This is a genomic window from Aeromonas sp. S19(2024), assembly GCF_041402625.1.
In the GTDB taxonomy this organism is placed as follows: domain Bacteria; phylum Pseudomonadota; class Gammaproteobacteria; order Enterobacterales; family Aeromonadaceae; genus Aeromonas; species Aeromonas caviae.
The window spans coordinates 26,331-38,327 of record NZ_JBGLQU010000019.1 but is presented as its reverse complement, the minus strand read 5'-3'; the positions used below and the strand labels follow the sequence as shown (position 1 = coordinate 38,327).

The window sequence follows — 11,997 nt, the reverse complement described above, 5'->3', positions numbered from 1 at the left end:
CAGGCGCTGGGCGGCCTCGGCAACCAACGGCACATAGAGAGGCGGAAGGGCGGGCAGCAGGTCGGTCAGGCGCTGCGCCAGCTCGTTGTTGGTGAGATTGATTGGGGAATCAGGCGGGAGGCCGAGATCGGCGGCATCAATGATCGGCATAACAACGCTCCAGGGATGGCCTGGTTTGATGATAGCCGGGTATCAAAAAGCCCGCTGATGCGGGCTATTCAATTCGGATGATTTCGACGGGCTTGCCACGCAACCGGCGGGCCTCCTGGGCGGCCTCTTCGGCGCTCAGACCATCAACCAGGTAGTGGCCACCTCCCCGGCTCGGGGTTGTCTCGCCCAACTGCGCGACAGAATCAGCCAGCTCCAACTGCACGCGCTCGGACACCCAGCCATGTTGGCGCGGATAGACCGCTATCCGGCAAGCGGGGGCCTCGGTGAGCGCCTTCTCTACAGTGTCAGTGAATACCTTTCCCATGCCCTTTTCCCTTAACTGTTATTGCTTCACTCTTGGGGCCAATGCGAACGCCAGCCCACCCATTGCAGCACAAACCCAGAATGGGCAACCTATGAACATTGCGAAGAGGAGGAAACCACATCCGGTTGCAAAGGGGCTGGGTATTGATGCCATGATTTTTTTCCTCGATCTCAGTGTTTGGTGGCCGCATCGGCCAGGGCGTCATTCCAACAAGACAGCGCGGCCATCAAATTCTCATCATCCACGCTGCCCCATACATCCTCTAACCGGTGGTCGGTGTTTTGTTCGGTCGGGTCGTAACTGCATTGGCAGATCACGTAAACCTCACAGCAGTCCTCAGCAACCTGGACAGCGCAGCCCGTGAACACTGTGTTATTGCTGCACCGGGGGCATGGGGTCACCGATGTGTTAGGCTTCAAAGTAAACCGTCTTGTTGTAGCCATCGTCCGTTTTTCCTCTATCTCTTAGCGTTGACCAGCTCGATGCTGACGAACTTCTGGTTTGTAGAGCCAAGGCAGCTACTTACCACCAACCTGACATCTGACCTTACACAATCAGACATAGGGTGATAGCTCAGGTACTCGCACCCATCGTCGTCATGAACAAACCAGCGGCATGAGCCACTAGGCTCACCCCATATGCGCTGAGGGGCGGCGGGCAGGCGCATGTCTAAATCATCCTCCAAGCGGTTTCTGAGGCGCTGGGAGACTGCCAGGCGGGGCCTTTTTGCCATCTTTTTTCCTCTTACTTGCTGATCTCTCGAACCCGCGCTTCCATGTCGATGTCAGCGAGGGGGTTATCCTGGCTGACGCCGCCTCGATGGCCCACGTTGAACTCGACCCATTCCTCAAATTGGTCATCCGTATGGGACGGCAGGGAGGCCCTATCTACGCTGATCACTATCAAAGCCATGGTCTGTTTTTCCTCTAACTTTTCTGCTCTGGAGCTGGCACCTTTTCAAAGGTAACGCCGTCAGCAGTGAGATCATCCAATGAGTGCTCGCACGGTTCACCTGGCTCATACTCTTCTGTCAGCACAGGCTCAAAATCATCATTCAGGTGAACAGGCAAAACGCTACCCTTCTCGAAGTAAGTCCCATTCGGTTCAATGATTTTCACCCAACATGCAATCGCTTTCTGTTCCATGATTTTTCCTCTAACTCAGGCCGCAGGGGACAAGGCTTCCACTTCATCGATCCAGTCATCCCCACCAGGGAAGGTCCAGACCTTGCCGCGCTTGATGATGTCAACCTGGCCACCGCGGATCGGGTCGATGTACTCGCCAGGGTTCTCGGCAGCTGTAAGGTAGTCAGCGGCCCACTGCTGGGCATCCTTCTTCGTTGCAAAAGCCATCCGTTTTTCCCTCAACTTTGCAGCGGTTGCTGCTTGGGTTCGATTGTCACCACCCCGAGATCGCACTCGAATTGGATGGCTTGGCCGTGGTCTGATGCGACCCAGCACATCACCCTGGCCATGCAGCCCAGCGCCTCGTTTGTGCCAAGGCTGGCGACTGCGGCCCCGATTTGCTCGGCAAACTCTCGATTGTCAGCCATGCCGTTTTTCCTCTAACTCATTCGCTTCTGATGGTATTGCCGCAACCGGTGCAATACTTCTCGCCGCCGACAAACGAGGCGGGGTCGTGGAGTTGGTTGCATGATGGGCATTTCAGCTGAACGATCTTGACGGCCACATCTTGAGTCACGCCATTAACGATCTCGAGAGGCTTATACCCGCATAACCAGCCGCCAACAGCCGGGTCAATAATGACTGGGCGGCGGCACTGTTTGCCCTCCCATGCCAGGTCAAACTCGATCCCTTTCTTGCCGCAATGCGGGCACTCTTGAGCCATCCCGTTTTTCCCTCAACAATCTTGACGACGTTCAATGCAATCACGCATTGAACGATCAAACTCGGCGGCACTCATCCCGCCAGCCACGCCGTTTCCGCCAGCAACCCGGTCGATATACTCATCATTATCCACTTCACCCGGCTCAACGCCGTAGACTTCCAGGCTGTGCTCGGAGATCAGGCTTTGAAGCTTGAAAGCCTCAGAGTTCGCCTTCGCCAGCTTGCTCAGCACCACATCCAGCTCGCGGTTTGTCAGCTTCGCCATGGTCTGTTTTTCCTCGAATAAATGGGGCCGTTACAGCCCCTGTTAGGGATTAGCCAACCACTTTCATTTGAGGGAGAGTCAGCATCTTGACGGTAACGTTACTGATGCCATCACCAAGCTCAAACTGCTTGAGCGCCCCGTCGTTAACCATTTCAGCAACCGCCTCTCTGACTTCAAAAAAATGCAAACCGCGCTCTGAAGCGGTCATGTGCTGCTCAAGCTGGTGAATCAACTCCCCTTGGCGCATCACAAATAAATCCTCCAGCATCATCACGATGGCTTCTTTGATGGTTTTTTTGGCTGCTGTACTCATGGTTATCTCCTTGTCGGGCAAGCCCCGTCTCGATGAGATAAATTTACCATATATGGTAAATCTAGCAAGAGATTATTTATCCTTTTTGGTAAAACATAGAGAGCCCGATCACAATCGCCTCAATCTCACGAATGACTGTCAGGCGGCGGGACAACTGCCCCTCGTTGACGTTATGAGCAGCTGCGGCAGCCTTCTGCGTCTCCCCATCAACCAGCACGGCCCGAGCGGCCGCCTTGATGTCGTCAGAGCGGATACTGGTCAGCTTTAGCAGCAGGTCAAACTGCGCATTGGTCATCAAACAATCCTCTTAATCAAATCACCCAGGCTAACCGGATCGGTATCGCACAGGGTCTTAATGGCCTTGATGCTGGTCATCCCCAGGATCTCGCCGATATGGCGCTCGTCTATCCCCTTGCGCTTGAGCTTCACCGCCAGCGTTCGGCGGGCAGATTGAGCCGTAGCCCCCTCAATGCCAGCTTGAGCGAACAGGCGAGCAATCAGGGCCGTCAGCTGGTCAGCCCGATAGCTCACCCGACCACCCCGCTCGATGCGCGTTAGCTTGAGCGGCTGGCCGGTGCGACCAGAGACAAACAGACCGCTCTGCGGGTCGAGCCCACGATAGGCTGTCAGCCTGCCGGTGATGCCATGCCCGCGCTTGAGCCGGTCGGCCAGGTGTTCATCAATAGCGGTGATCAGCTTCTTGTTGACCCAGCACAATGGGCGAGCCCGCCCGTTAAATGCGATCTCCGGCCTGACCACCGTCTCGGCCAGCGGCTCACCACCAGGGGAGAGATAATCACTCACCCGCAGCTGCGCCAGCTCGGCGGGCTTCATGCCAGTACCGAAGCAGCAGAGCAGCAAAGCGGCATCCCTTAGCCCGTTCTCTGGGCTTGATGCCTTGGCCACTGTAACGGCATGGGCCAGCTGCGGATCTTCAACAACAATAGCCTTTGGCATTAACTGTATAATCCTGATTATCGACATTAAACAGAGAGACTACAGCAAAAGATAGGGGCCATAAAGGCCCCTTGTTCAATTCTGGTGAGTGGTTCACGGAAAGTTATGGGCGCTTGGGTGGCGGGTTCCTGGGCGGATATGATGGGGATAGATCGTTGGTGATGAACATAACCCAGTCCATCTGGATCACCCCGCCCGATGCCCGCAAGATGCTGTGATGGGCAGCTCGGCGGGATTTGCAATCTCGGCAAGCAAAATACCTGACATCCCCGACCTGCTGAACCAACTCCCAACGGTGCCACAGCTTGCAGGATCTGATGCGTGAATAAGTCACACGGCTATTCCATCTTTGCATCGTGATTCCCCTTACCTTCCAGCCTCATCAAGGCGCTGCGGCCTGGTCACACCTGCCGTCATGTCGTTCCACAGGTCAACGGTGGCATGGCCTTCTGTGTCGAATAAGGGCCTAGGTTTGAACTCCAGCCCACACTGCGAGATAACCCTGTAGCTATCACACCATTGGAGTTGCGGGCGTTCGCCGCATAATGGGCAGCGATTCAGCTGCCGAGAGAATGCCTTTTGTGTGTGCATCGTGATTACCCCTGAGCCGGTGACATGGCGGAGGCTATTGGCTTAATTCCCCCATGTGCATCAATGAGCGCGCTGGCTTGCGCAACTGTCAGGCCGCTGACGATATGGCCATCTTCGCCATGCAGGGAAACCAGCTCGTCCCGCCAGTCACCGCTCATCATCCGCCATTCGCTGGGGGTGGCACGGGTAAACAGTTGCTGGATCAGTTCAACACCTTGGCGAACGTGCTCCGGCAGCGTCTCGGTCTCAACATCGAGCGGCAACCCTTTTGCAGCACGGATAAGGCTCACTATCCAGTCATTGCGCTCAAGTACGAGCCGTGTGTTTTGTTCTGTCATGTCGTGCTTTCCTCTATCAAGCGGCGCGGGTGAGCAGGTGGCTGATGCCGTTCGGCACATCAAAGCGGCCGCCGCGATCCCAGACCATCCAGGCATACTCGCAAGAGTCAGTGCCTTTCTTGGCAAAGCGGGGCCGGGGAATGATGACCGGCGTCTTGTTCGGGAAGCCAATGCGGGCGAAGAACGGTACACGCTTGATAGAGCCCAGGAAGTTGACCCGTTGCAGGTAAATCAGGGTGCCATCCGGTTTCAGCTCGGCCAGGCTCTTTTCCAGAAACTCCTCGGTCAGGCTGAACGGCGGATTGGTGATGATCACATCGAACTGGCGGCCGAAGTCATGAGCCAGATAATCGCGGCCCATCGAGATCTCAGCCCAGTCCTTTTGGGATTCAGGTAACGGCACCCGGTCATAGATACGGCTCTCATCACCCCGGCATGGTTCGAGGAAGGTATCACCGGGGCGCCAGCCCATCTTGGCCAGCATGGCGTTGATCACCTCAACCGGGGTCGGGTAGTTGTCACGCTCGATTTTGTCACCAGTTGTTGAACTCATCTCACACCCCCATCACGCTGCTTGTTCACTGGCGTAGCCGTTGAAATCAACGGGAACCATGTCCGATTCATGCACGATCCCTCCCTGCAGGCTGTTGACCTTGAACAGCCAGTTATGGGCAAATTCCTGGACCTCCTTTGACGGCTTCAATCCCGGTTTCGGAGAAGCGGCAAACACCGTCCCGCCCTCTTCGCTATAGGTGAACAAGGCAGCGCGGCCAGACTGGTGCATATAGAGCAGGGAGCGAGATTCGAAAGTGGTACCGTCGGGACGCTGGAATTTGGTCTTCTGGGGCCAGATGATCAGGTGATGCTCTCCGTTGTGATACAGGCCGCTGCCGGTGTCGTGGGCGAGCTGACGCTGGAGCAAGTCGATCTTGGTGTGAGCCTCAATGCTCTGGCGCTGGGCGGTCGTCAGATCGTGGCGAACCTTGCTGTTATCCCGCTCCAGTTGGCTGATGCGGGCATCCTTCTCGGCGTTGCCACTCTTCAGACGCTTGTTCTGCTCCTTGAGCTTGTCAATGCCATTCACGCCACCATAGGTGGCGATCACCTGCTGCAACTGGTTGAGCTGCTCCTGCAGGCGGGTCTTTTCAACCAGCAGGGCCCCCACCTGGTTGCCAATCTTTTCGGCCTTGCGAGCTGCTTCACAGCAACGCTCGTTCTCTTGCTCCAGGTCTGCAATGCGGGCCAGCAGAGCGGCTTGAGACGTCGCGGCAGCAGCGACTTGAATCTCCAGCTCGTCACGTTCCTGGGACACCTCATCAAGCTGTTCTGACATGTCATTGAATCGAACAACAAAGGCACTCAGCAGCTGATGCGGCTGGGCGTTTTCAAGGGCTTCGACAGTGCGATTAGTCGGGCTCATGTGATTACTCTCTCGTTACTTGTTTACAACCACCCCGAGAACGGGGATCACCTCTTGCGGGGCCCGCCCGGTCATCACCAGGAAGCGGCGCCACACACCATAAGGAACGGGGTTCTTTCCTTGCTTGAACTCCCGCACCCGCCGATCACTCGACAACCCGAGCAGCTCGGCGATTTCCTTGTCAGAGCCATAACCGAACAGCTCCTTGAACTGGTCGAAATAGGCCGCCACCAGATCCTTGTGGGGCGGCTCCCACCCCTCCCGCTCACGCAGCAGGTGAGCGCGAGGGTAAGCGCTCTCATCCACTGACAGAGTGGCGGACAGCACGGGGGCATCACTGTTCTTTCTCATGGCTTCCAGGGCCTCTTGCTGGGCAGCCTTGAACACCATCACCTGCTGGTCGGCGATGCTCGGTAACTCGATTTTCATACTCTCTCCTTTGCTGGCCGATATGCCGGGGGCTTGCGCCCCCGGTGTTTATCTCGGTGACAGCTCGATGGTTCGAACGTCAGAGACTTTGATATTGACCAAGCTCAATGTGCCCGTGGCCAGCGCCTCCCATCGTTTTGACTGGTGAAGCCACATCAGGCAGTAGTAGAGGTAATCCGGCAGGAGGATGTCCGTTCGGGTGACCTTGATGCCGATGTGTTCCGGGTTGTATTCCCGGGTGGGCTGGCCGCAGGTTTTTAAAGAGCCTCGACGCACTAGCCAGAAATCAGCCTCGGGATAGTGGGTCTTGATGATCGCTACATCACTCAGTCTCATCTCGTTTCCATCGGTGGCATCAACTAGCCGCCTCTGAATTCGAGTGGCTTTCTGTGTGCCACCGTCGAGAGATAGATTAGGCGGAATCCGCCTAGCCGTCAATCTTTTTTGTACATAACAGGTACACCAAATGTACCCATTATGCACAAAACAACGTTTCACCATCAGGTTCCTGGCTAGTCAACCAGGCGTGATACAGCTCGATGGCCTGCCTCTGCTGCTCCCTCATGGACGAATTGATATAGATGCCCGCCAGCTTGCCGGGGGCATGGTTAATCAGGGACTCCCCGACATGATGATCTGTCCCCTGGTCAGTCCAGCGAGTGCGGGCGAGCTTGCGCAGATCGTGGGCACGCCACTGGCCGCCACTGACAGTAGCCACCAGGCGGGTTGCATCCCTCGCACCGATGGCGGAGGCAGAGCGGCAAGCTGGGAACAGGTAAACGCCGCGATACCCGGCGGCCCGCTGGCGGGCTTGGTGGCGCTGTAGCACGGAGATAGCCAACGGAGAAAGCGGGATCACATGACCTCGACGGGGCTTGGTGTGATCTGCCGGGATATGCCAGCAGCCGCCAGGGGCGAGATCAAACTCCCGCCATTGCGCGAGCCGGGTTTCACCGATCCGGGTGCCATGCAGCAGCGCCAGCAAACACAGCATCGCGGCATCACGGGGGGCAGCGGCCAGCTTTGCCAGAACATCCGGGGCGTGGGATGGCCTCAGTCTGCCAGGGCGCTGGATGGGGCGACGGGTGATCAGATCACTAAATGCCAGGCCCGCCAGGGGGTCATGGGTGATCATGGCCAGCCTGCGGGCATCCTTACTGGCCTTCTTCAATATCCCCCAACCGGCGCGGACGGTATCCACCATGTACTGCTGCTGATATTGCTGCACTACCTGGTCAATATCGTCGCGGGAGGAATGCAGCGACAGAGCGCCGAACAACGGCAGTAATTGGCGCCGGATCTGGGAGGCAACCGCCGCCCTGCGGGACGCTGACAGCGATCTGGATTTCGCCACCCGATCACCATGCCAGCGCAACAGGTCGGCAAAGTTCACGAACTCGCTGGACTGAACGGGTGCTGACGCATCATCCATGAGTGCGGAGATCTTGCGGGGCAAGTCATCCAGCACCTGGGATACCGGCACCGCTGGCCAGGGTGCGACCTTGCGCCATCTGGACTTGCCGTTTACGTGTATCACCAGATGAACCGAGCCACGGGACCGACACTTTGCCCACCGAAACCGGATTGGGCGGCGGGGGTCACGCAACTCACTAATGGAGAGATCGGCAGAATGCCGCCGGATGGCGGCATCCGTGATCGGAGTGGAAAGAATCATCCCTTCCTCATAGTTTCAATTCCAGGGCAACGGTTGTCAGCAGGCAATCAGCTTCTCCCTTGTGCAAGCGTTCGCAGCTCTGCGGTAGTTGAAGGCCGCATTTTTCACAAGGGGGGAGCGCGGCGAGCTGCTGATCAAGGAGCTGGCCATCTCGAAGCAACAGCGTCGATATGTACTCTTGCGGGTCATAGTTCGAAGTGGCCCAAACAGCCCGGATCTTCATCGCTCGGGACAGATATGCGGACTCCTTGCCGGTCAGCTTGAGCGTGACACGGCAAGCCTCCCCAGGCACAAACGCCTGCACTTCCGCATTCTCTCGCTCGCGCTGACGGCGCTTTCGGGCGGCATCGGCGGCCCGCTTTGCCGTGATCTGAGCCTCCGTCATTGTGGTCCGCGGCCCCTTCTTACCCTTGGCTTGGTCGGCTAGGCTCATTGCACCGCCTTTGGGTCAATCCCCATGGCTTTACACATGACAAGGTGCTCGATGGCGGCGCGATCTTGCTGGCGGCGCTTGAGTGCCGGGGCGGCCTGCTGATCTTTCTTGTACGCTCTGACTCTGTAGTGCTGTGACATGTCAATCCTCTCACGATTGGCGGTGGGTAGATGGAGAGCTGACCGGTGACCCCTCCAAGGCAAACCGGACAGCTTTACGGGCATTCATCAAATCTTTCTTGTACTTGGCGAGAGCCATGCCTAACCGGATCGCCCGCACCTCTTGGGCTCGTCCATGCTCCAGCACTGGCATCAGATATTCCGCCCTCAACACCCTGGCGCGACGATGGCCAACCTCACCAGAGGCCGCCAAGGCCAGCAGGGCCGCTTCTATCCGTGGTTCCACGCCATCGAGGATGGGCGCCTTGCCGCCGCCGTTATGACCGGGGCCGGTGATGCCGGTGCGCAAGATCTCCATCACCCTGCCTGTTTGGCCAGTTGAATGAGCGGGCATCATCTGCCCCTGCACACACCAGCGGGCCCACAAATCGAGTGCATCATCGAGCGTCATGGCGGGGCCTCCTGGTGGAAGGCTTTTGGCGCTTGGCCACATCGGCGGCGGCCTTCGCCTGAGCGTCATAGTGGCGAAGCCACGCCCTCAACTCCTCCCGCTCCACTTCGTCATCAAGCTTGCACACCTCCAGACGAACGCGATCCCGCGTCCACTTCCCGGCGCAAACATGGCTCACCCACAAGGCGGCCATTCTTTGCAGCTCGAACGTCCGGCGGATATCACTGGGGAACGTGGCAATATTGATGTTCATCGAACCCTCCTTGCGCGATAAACGAGTGGGCGGGGATCTGGGTTGATGGCCTTGGCGGCCCAGATCGCCCTCATGACGTTCGTGGCAGGAAGCTCGACAGTACGAACCGCCACCAGACGGCGGGCAAGCAGGGTAAAGGCGGTGATCTGATAGTGGAGAACGGGGAGCATGTCACCCTCGCTTCCGTTGCGACGGCTTTCTATCTCGGGATGCCAAGGTGCTTGTCCTGAGCAAGGCATAGACCTCTTCGGCCTTGACGAGGTGCCTGCCGGCCGATTTACCAGGACAGGCAATCAGCAGGTCTTTTGCCTCAATCTTGATCGCCGGGTGGGCGCACATGGAATAGACATGAGCAACACGCCCGCCAAGGCCGCGCACCACCGCCACTTCGTCAGGGTGCTCGACCGGGACCAGGGTCAACCAGTCAGCATTGAAGCGGTCTCGTTCCAGGGCAGCACGGAGCGCAAAGGGGCGAGACGCCAGGGGGCGATGAGACACAGAAAAACGCTGGATCTTGGCGCGGTCAGCCATCATGACCGCGATCACTGAATCAACCTCTGCCGGGATTGCCCCGGCAATCGCCAGGATCATGAGCCCCCCTTTTTTGTCTGCGCATCAATGAATGCTGAGCGCCAGGCCGCAACGTCCAGAGCGGGCCATTCACGAGAAATCTTCTCTAGGGTTCGCGGGCTGGGGTATCGGTCCAACTGGAAATACTTCTGTACCGTTGATGCCTTCAACCCAACTTTGCCCGCAACCCTACTGGCACGGTCGCGCTGTTTGGTTCCGGGCATTTCACGGGCAAAAAAATCTGATAAACACATACGAAAATCCACTCGTATCTACAAACCAGATAATCCTAACACCTGACGCACATTAATACATCAACACACCTGTTAAATATCACGATTTGTGCTATCTTTTTTTGTAGATTAAAAGGGCCAAATGAAACATGGAACAGAAACAAGCGCTGCTCTCGATCGAAGACATAACCGACGAGATGCTAAATAAAAAAATGCTCCAACTCGGCCAGAATCTGGCTCGCGCCAGAAAAAGCCGGTTCAACAAAGCCATACAAGTCAGCTCAGAGGTTGGCATAGGTCAGACAACCTATCTCGCATATGAAAACGGGGCGCGGCAGCGCGTTCTGGCCTGGTGGCTGCTGGCTATCGAGAAAGTGTTCGCCCCTCGCTTTGGCGTTGACCCAGCTTATTTGCTGGGGATGAAGCCAGAGTCCACGCCGTCACAGGCTCCAGTCTGGTTGATGAACAAAATCGCCCCTCACATTCAGGACGCAGAATCCATCCTGCAAATCCCGATTCAAGACGACTCCATGGCACCCAACCTGGTGACCGGTGACATTGCAGTGTTCGAGCGTGATGAGAACATCACCCAAGGCGGGATATATGCGATTGAGTACCACAACAGCGACATACAGGCGCGGTGGATAGTGCCGGGGGCGGTGAAGGGGTGGCAGATAAAGGACTCCAATGGCGTTCTTGAAACCATCGGCGATGACGATCTCCCCGCGATAAAAGTACGGGGACGGTATCTGTTCAGAATGACGAAATAAAAAAATCACGGTTGTCGCCGTGTTTTTTGTCAATCTTTTTTATCTGTTTTTGTGATACTCGGGGTTATCTAAATGCTTTTTGTAGATACCAGCATCGTCAGGATGCTTGAAGACCTGAACAGGGCGGCACATCGCCACCAAGGGGATGCCTTGCTCCTGCTAAACACGCTCACGGCTGTCAGCTCGATAGTGGAGGGGATTCCAGGGGATGAAGCACGGCGAGCTGAACAGATGATCGATGCCTGCGTTATGGCGACCGAGCGCTCCCTATCCAGTATTCAGGAGAGCAGGGGCGAACTGCATGAGGTGAAAATGGAAATTGCACATTTGATGGGTGGGCACTTCGGCCTCATAGGGAGAGAGAAGGCATGATCATCGGCAATGAAGTCATTGCGTCACCTGGTAATGGGCTGACTGCAACCGAGCTTGGCATCGTGCTCCTGCATGGCGAAGGAGAAAGCCAGGGGCGCATCATGGCTGCCAGCGGGCTCAGCCAAGCAGAACTGCACATGGCGGAGAAAAGCATTCGGGCCAAGCTGGGAGCAAAGACCTCCACCCACATGATAAGCCGGGCTTTCCAACTCGGTATCCTGGCAAGCCGCGCTCTCTGCCTGGTGCTGGCGCTGGCGTCCACCGACTACCAGGATGGCATGAAAAACAGAAGCCCCATCAAGGGTGGCAGACCCGGCACCATCGTGGTGCGCATCAAGACGGCGGGCCGCAATATCTGGGCGTGACAGATGTGACATTTGATAAAAAACTTTCTGGCCCTGCTTTACTGCGGGGCTTTTTTTTGTTCATATGTACATTCGAGGTACACGATATGTACATCATGTGTACCAATACAATGAACAATGG

At 56.9% G+C, this 11,997-nt stretch carries 24 protein-coding genes; 3 read left to right on the top strand and 21 right to left on the bottom strand.

Annotated features, from left to right (window positions below):
* Nucleotides 1-214 precede the first annotated feature (214 nt).
* The 21 genes from ACB037_RS20925 to ACB037_RS20825 form a co-directional block, all read right to left on the bottom strand.
* A complete protein-coding gene (locus ACB037_RS20925) occupies nucleotides 215-475 on the bottom strand; it encodes a hypothetical protein (protein ID WP_223940224.1) in 261 nt (86 codons plus the stop codon).
* A gap of 744 nt (nucleotides 476-1,219) precedes the next feature.
* Entirely contained in the window at nucleotides 1,220-1,387 is a 168-nt protein-coding gene (locus ACB037_RS20920; RefSeq protein ID WP_244075662.1) for a hypothetical protein, read from the bottom strand.
* A gap of 14 nt (nucleotides 1,388-1,401) precedes the next feature.
* Complete coding sequence (locus ACB037_RS20915) at nucleotides 1,402-1,620, bottom strand: hypothetical protein (protein WP_371175876.1); 219 nt, start codon at nucleotides 1,618-1,620, stop codon at nucleotides 1,402-1,404.
* Nucleotides 1,621-1,635: 15 nt separating this feature from the next.
* Complete coding sequence (locus ACB037_RS20910; protein WP_371175875.1) at nucleotides 1,636-1,827, bottom strand: hypothetical protein; 192 nt, start codon at nucleotides 1,825-1,827, stop codon at nucleotides 1,636-1,638.
* Nucleotides 1,828-1,838: 11 nt separating this feature from the next.
* Nucleotides 1,839-2,027: a hypothetical protein gene (locus tag ACB037_RS20905; RefSeq protein WP_101617513.1), complete on the bottom strand. Its 189-nt coding sequence runs from the start codon at nucleotides 2,025-2,027 to the stop codon at nucleotides 1,839-1,841.
* 17 nt (nucleotides 2,028-2,044) lie between these two features.
* Entirely contained in the window at nucleotides 2,045-2,323 is a 279-nt protein-coding gene (locus ACB037_RS20900) for a hypothetical protein (protein ID WP_371175874.1), read from the bottom strand.
* 12 nt (nucleotides 2,324-2,335) lie between these two features.
* Complete coding sequence (locus ACB037_RS20895) at nucleotides 2,336-2,587, bottom strand: hypothetical protein (RefSeq protein WP_371175873.1); 252 nt, start codon at nucleotides 2,585-2,587, stop codon at nucleotides 2,336-2,338.
* A 49-nt stretch (nucleotides 2,588-2,636) separates the two neighbouring features.
* Nucleotides 2,637-2,900, bottom strand: coding sequence for a hypothetical protein (locus ACB037_RS20890; protein ID WP_371175872.1), 264 nt, complete (start codon nucleotides 2,898-2,900; stop codon nucleotides 2,637-2,639).
* A gap of 76 nt (nucleotides 2,901-2,976) precedes the next feature.
* Nucleotides 2,977-3,195, bottom strand: a complete 219-nt coding sequence (locus tag ACB037_RS20885) for a PapB/FocB family fimbrial expression transcriptional regulator (RefSeq protein ID WP_371175871.1) — start codon at nucleotides 3,193-3,195, stop codon at nucleotides 2,977-2,979.
* A complete protein-coding gene (locus ACB037_RS20880; RefSeq protein WP_371175870.1) occupies nucleotides 3,195-3,857 on the bottom strand; it encodes a site-specific integrase in 663 nt (220 codons plus the stop codon). Before ACB037_RS20880 ends, ACB037_RS20885 begins: the two co-directional genes overlap by 1 nt.
* 596 nt (nucleotides 3,858-4,453) lie before the next feature.
* Complete coding sequence (locus ACB037_RS20875) at nucleotides 4,454-4,786, bottom strand: hypothetical protein (protein ID WP_371175869.1); 333 nt, start codon at nucleotides 4,784-4,786, stop codon at nucleotides 4,454-4,456.
* Between the two features lie 16 nt (nucleotides 4,787-4,802).
* On the bottom strand, nucleotides 4,803-5,339 hold the full coding sequence (locus ACB037_RS20870) for a DNA methyltransferase (protein ID WP_371175868.1): 537 nt from the start codon (nucleotides 5,337-5,339) through the stop codon (nucleotides 4,803-4,805).
* A gap of 12 nt (nucleotides 5,340-5,351) precedes the next feature.
* Nucleotides 5,352-6,206, bottom strand: coding sequence for a hypothetical protein (locus ACB037_RS20865; protein WP_371175867.1), 855 nt, complete (start codon nucleotides 6,204-6,206; stop codon nucleotides 5,352-5,354).
* Nucleotides 6,207-6,221: 15 nt separating this feature from the next.
* The gene (locus ACB037_RS20860; RefSeq protein WP_282414841.1) at nucleotides 6,222-6,635 is read right to left on the bottom strand and encodes a hypothetical protein; all 414 of its coding nucleotides are present in this window, start codon (nucleotides 6,633-6,635) and stop codon (nucleotides 6,222-6,224) included.
* Nucleotides 6,636-6,683: 48 nt separating this feature from the next.
* The gene (locus ACB037_RS20855) at nucleotides 6,684-6,971 is read right to left on the bottom strand and encodes a hypothetical protein (protein ID WP_371175866.1); all 288 of its coding nucleotides are present in this window, start codon (nucleotides 6,969-6,971) and stop codon (nucleotides 6,684-6,686) included.
* A gap of 139 nt (nucleotides 6,972-7,110) precedes the next feature.
* Nucleotides 7,111-8,310: a tyrosine-type recombinase/integrase gene (locus ACB037_RS20850; RefSeq protein WP_371175865.1), complete on the bottom strand. Its 1,200-nt coding sequence runs from the start codon at nucleotides 8,308-8,310 to the stop codon at nucleotides 7,111-7,113.
* 7 nt (nucleotides 8,311-8,317) lie between these two features.
* A complete protein-coding gene (locus tag ACB037_RS20845; protein WP_371175864.1) occupies nucleotides 8,318-8,743 on the bottom strand; it encodes a hypothetical protein in 426 nt (141 codons plus the stop codon).
* Nucleotides 8,740-8,883 carry a hypothetical protein gene (locus ACB037_RS20840; protein WP_371175863.1) on the bottom strand — a complete coding sequence of 48 codons (144 nt, stop codon included), beginning with the start codon at nucleotides 8,881-8,883 and terminating at the stop codon, nucleotides 8,740-8,742. The genes ACB037_RS20845 and ACB037_RS20840 overlap by 4 nt, the downstream gene beginning before the upstream one ends.
* 10 nt (nucleotides 8,884-8,893) lie before the next feature.
* On the bottom strand, nucleotides 8,894-9,313 hold the full coding sequence (locus tag ACB037_RS20835; RefSeq protein WP_371175862.1) for a hypothetical protein: 420 nt from the start codon (nucleotides 9,311-9,313) through the stop codon (nucleotides 8,894-8,896).
* Complete coding sequence (locus ACB037_RS20830) at nucleotides 9,300-9,566, bottom strand: hypothetical protein (protein WP_371175861.1); 267 nt, start codon at nucleotides 9,564-9,566, stop codon at nucleotides 9,300-9,302. Before ACB037_RS20830 ends, ACB037_RS20835 begins: the two co-directional genes overlap by 14 nt.
* A gap of 171 nt (nucleotides 9,567-9,737) precedes the next feature.
* On the bottom strand, nucleotides 9,738-10,157 hold the full coding sequence (locus ACB037_RS20825; protein ID WP_371175860.1) for a hypothetical protein: 420 nt from the start codon (nucleotides 10,155-10,157) through the stop codon (nucleotides 9,738-9,740).
* 361 nt (nucleotides 10,158-10,518) lie between these two features.
* On the opposite strand from ACB037_RS20825, the gene ACB037_RS20820 reads away from it, so the two are divergent.
* The 3 genes from ACB037_RS20820 to ACB037_RS20810 all read left to right on the top strand — a co-directional run bounded on the left by ACB037_RS20820 (nucleotide 10,519) and on the right by ACB037_RS20810 (nucleotide 11,876).
* Nucleotides 10,519-11,139 carry a hypothetical protein gene (locus ACB037_RS20820; RefSeq protein WP_371175859.1) on the top strand — a complete coding sequence of 207 codons (621 nt, stop codon included), beginning with the start codon at nucleotides 10,519-10,521 and terminating at the stop codon, nucleotides 11,137-11,139.
* Nucleotides 11,140-11,211: 72 nt separating this feature from the next.
* Nucleotides 11,212-11,511 carry a hypothetical protein gene (locus tag ACB037_RS20815; protein ID WP_371175858.1) on the top strand — a complete coding sequence of 100 codons (300 nt, stop codon included), beginning with the start codon at nucleotides 11,212-11,214 and terminating at the stop codon, nucleotides 11,509-11,511.
* Nucleotides 11,508-11,876 carry a hypothetical protein gene (locus ACB037_RS20810; RefSeq protein ID WP_371175857.1) on the top strand — a complete coding sequence of 123 codons (369 nt, stop codon included), beginning with the start codon at nucleotides 11,508-11,510 and terminating at the stop codon, nucleotides 11,874-11,876. Before ACB037_RS20815 ends, ACB037_RS20810 begins: the two co-directional genes overlap by 4 nt.
* Nucleotides 11,877-11,997 lie beyond the last annotated feature (121 nt).

Excerpts from the sequence above, each read along its gene's own strand:
- ACB037_RS20925 (WP_223940224.1), bottom strand. The coding sequence starts at position 475 with ATGGGAAAGGTATTCACTGACACTGTAGAGAAGGCGCTCACCGAGGCC.
- ACB037_RS20920 (WP_244075662.1), bottom strand. The coding sequence starts at position 1,387 with ATGGCTTTGATAGTGATCAGCGTAGATAGGGCCTCCCTGCCGTCCCAT.
- ACB037_RS20915 (WP_371175876.1), bottom strand. The coding sequence starts at position 1,620 with ATGGAACAGAAAGCGATTGCATGTTGGGTGAAAATCATTGAACCGAAT.
- ACB037_RS20910 (WP_371175875.1), bottom strand. The coding sequence starts at position 1,827 with ATGGCTTTTGCAACGAAGAAGGATGCCCAGCAGTGGGCCGCTGACTAC.
- ACB037_RS20905 (WP_101617513.1), bottom strand. The coding sequence starts at position 2,027 with ATGGCTGACAATCGAGAGTTTGCCGAGCAAATCGGGGCCGCAGTCGCC.
- ACB037_RS20900 (WP_371175874.1), bottom strand. The coding sequence starts at position 2,323 with ATGGCTCAAGAGTGCCCGCATTGCGGCAAGAAAGGGATCGAGTTTGAC.
- ACB037_RS20895 (WP_371175873.1), bottom strand. The coding sequence starts at position 2,587 with ATGGCGAAGCTGACAAACCGCGAGCTGGATGTGGTGCTGAGCAAGCTG.
- ACB037_RS20890 (WP_371175872.1), bottom strand. The coding sequence starts at position 2,900 with ATGAGTACAGCAGCCAAAAAAACCATCAAAGAAGCCATCGTGATGATG.
- ACB037_RS20885 (WP_371175871.1), bottom strand. The coding sequence starts at position 3,195 with ATGACCAATGCGCAGTTTGACCTGCTGCTAAAGCTGACCAGTATCCGC.
- ACB037_RS20880 (WP_371175870.1), bottom strand. The coding sequence starts at position 3,857 with ATGCCAAAGGCTATTGTTGTTGAAGATCCGCAGCTGGCCCATGCCGTT.
- ACB037_RS20875 (WP_371175869.1), bottom strand. The coding sequence starts at position 4,786 with ATGACAGAACAAAACACACGGCTCGTACTTGAGCGCAATGACTGGATA.
- ACB037_RS20870 (WP_371175868.1), bottom strand. The coding sequence starts at position 5,339 with ATGAGTTCAACAACTGGTGACAAAATCGAGCGTGACAACTACCCGACC.
- ACB037_RS20865 (WP_371175867.1), bottom strand. The coding sequence starts at position 6,206 with ATGAGCCCGACTAATCGCACTGTCGAAGCCCTTGAAAACGCCCAGCCG.
- ACB037_RS20860 (WP_282414841.1), bottom strand. The coding sequence starts at position 6,635 with ATGAAAATCGAGTTACCGAGCATCGCCGACCAGCAGGTGATGGTGTTC.
- ACB037_RS20855 (WP_371175866.1), bottom strand. The coding sequence starts at position 6,971 with ATGAGACTGAGTGATGTAGCGATCATCAAGACCCACTATCCCGAGGCT.
- ACB037_RS20850 (WP_371175865.1), bottom strand. The coding sequence starts at position 8,310 with ATGATTCTTTCCACTCCGATCACGGATGCCGCCATCCGGCGGCATTCT.
- ACB037_RS20845 (WP_371175864.1), bottom strand. The coding sequence starts at position 8,743 with ATGAGCCTAGCCGACCAAGCCAAGGGTAAGAAGGGGCCGCGGACCACA.
- ACB037_RS20840 (WP_371175863.1), bottom strand. The coding sequence starts at position 8,883 with ATGTCACAGCACTACAGAGTCAGAGCGTACAAGAAAGATCAGCAGGCC.
- ACB037_RS20835 (WP_371175862.1), bottom strand. The coding sequence starts at position 9,313 with ATGACGCTCGATGATGCACTCGATTTGTGGGCCCGCTGGTGTGTGCAG.
- ACB037_RS20830 (WP_371175861.1), bottom strand. The coding sequence starts at position 9,566 with ATGAACATCAATATTGCCACGTTCCCCAGTGATATCCGCCGGACGTTC.
- ACB037_RS20825 (WP_371175860.1), bottom strand. The coding sequence starts at position 10,157 with ATGATCCTGGCGATTGCCGGGGCAATCCCGGCAGAGGTTGATTCAGTG.
- ACB037_RS20820 (WP_371175859.1), top strand. The coding sequence starts at position 10,519 with ATGGAACAGAAACAAGCGCTGCTCTCGATCGAAGACATAACCGACGAG.
- ACB037_RS20815 (WP_371175858.1), top strand. The coding sequence starts at position 11,212 with ATGCTTTTTGTAGATACCAGCATCGTCAGGATGCTTGAAGACCTGAAC.
- ACB037_RS20810 (WP_371175857.1), top strand. The coding sequence starts at position 11,508 with ATGATCATCGGCAATGAAGTCATTGCGTCACCTGGTAATGGGCTGACT.